The sequence below is a fragment of the bacterium genome (genome assembly GCA_030247525.1).
In the GTDB taxonomy this organism is placed as follows: domain Bacteria; phylum Electryoneota; class JAOADG01; order JAOADG01; family JAOADG01; genus JAOTSC01.
In genome coordinates, this window is record JAOTSC010000303.1 from 1 (window position 1) to 1,542 (window position 1,542).

2 protein-coding genes are annotated in these 1,542 nt (G+C 47.3%); both read left to right on the top strand.

Annotation, left to right across the window (positions count from 1 at the left end; all coding sequences use genetic code 11):
- Nucleotides 1–342: 342 nt before the first annotated feature.
- Entirely contained in the window at nucleotides 343–723 is a 381-nt protein-coding gene (locus OEM52_15225) for a metalloregulator ArsR/SmtB family transcription factor (GenBank protein ID MDK9701484.1), read from the top strand.
- Between the two features lie 3 nt (nucleotides 724–726).
- Nucleotides 727–1,542: an arsenite methyltransferase gene (arsM, locus tag OEM52_15230; protein ID MDK9701485.1), complete on the top strand. Its 816-nt coding sequence runs from the start codon at nucleotides 727–729 to the stop codon at nucleotides 1,540–1,542.

The following is a 1,542-nucleotide window of genomic DNA, read 5'->3' on the forward strand; positions in this document are numbered from 1 at the left end:
GCCGGTCGTGAAATTGCTACTTTAGCCGATGGCAAGTACGTAGCAGGTTCCCATCACGTGATGTGGAAACCTGCCAACCAATCGGCAGGTATCTATTTCGTACGAATGGAGAGCAACGGAGTTAGTAAGTCCGAGAAGATTGTCTTCATGGAGTAAAGCGATTCGGTTCTGTTGGAATTCCATCAGTTGTCTTAACCAAAGGGCGGGAGTAATCCCGCCTTTTGTTGATCTCCCTACCAATACATTGAACTAACAACTTGTTGCCACAGCACTTACAAACATGTTTGGATTTAACGCGCTCTCTCATTACATTCGTATATACGTATATATGGATTAACAACTATGAAAGAATTAGCTAAACTCTTTTTACTACTCGCAGAGCCAGTTCGGCTCCAGTTACTTGCGCTACTCTCGATAGATGAAAAGTGCGTCTGCGAGCTGTACGATCCGCTCGGAATTCCCCAAAGCACCGCTTCGCGTCACTTAGCACAATTGCGAACGATGGGGATAGTCGAAGCGAATCGGAAAGGTGTCTGGATGCATTACCGGCTTTCGCCAGAGCATTGGAAGCCGATTTGGGTCGAACCACTCAATGCCGCGATCAAAGCGGCACATGCTGAATTGCCAGTTGAGTTGAAAGTAAGTAGCTGTTGCAGTCTAGTTACAGTTACAGGTGAAAAACTGCGGAAGCAAACCACTGCATCCCGAAGAAAACCGGAGTAAATCATGTCAGAAGAAACAATCAAAGAAAAAGTGCGGGAACATTACCGAGCCGTAGCAATCGGACAAAGTTCCTGTTGCGGGACACCTAAAACGATTGATTCGATTTCTATCAAAACGAGCGGTTCTTGCTGTGGGTCGAAATCGGATGACTTGTTGGCAAAGTATGCCCAAGTCGGTGATGCGATGGTGGAACACTACACTCCTGAAGAGTTAGCAAGTGTCCCGGAAGGCGCCGACCTCGGGTTAGGCTGCGGCGTTCCTACCCATTATGCAAAGATACAGCGCGGAGAAACAGTCGTGGATTTGGGATCGGGACCAGGAGTCGATTGCTTTCTTGCCGCACAGGAAACAGGCTCCGAAGGTCATGTGATTGGCATCGACATGCTTCCTGAAATGATTGCTAAGGCACGTAAGAACAGCGTAACATTTCCCATGAAGAATGTTGAATTCCGATTAGGCGAGATAGAGCATATGCCAATCGAGAAGGAAACAGTTGACATTGTCATCTCGAATTGTGTACTTAACTTAGTTCCGAACAAGTTCAAGGCGTTTTCAGAAATCGCTCGCATTCTAAAACCAGGTGGACGTACCGTAGTATCTGATATGATGGTGCGGGGTGATTTACCCGATTCGATTCGCAATGATCTTGAAGCTTGGGCAGGTTGTATCTCAGGTGCCGCCGATATCGACCAGTATCTTAACACGATGCGCGAAGCTGGACTAAGCGATGTCGCAATCGTGCGGGAAACCCCTTACGAATGGGGCGGTACTAATGAATTTCAAGTTGTGAGCTGCATTATCGAAGCGTACAAGCGATAA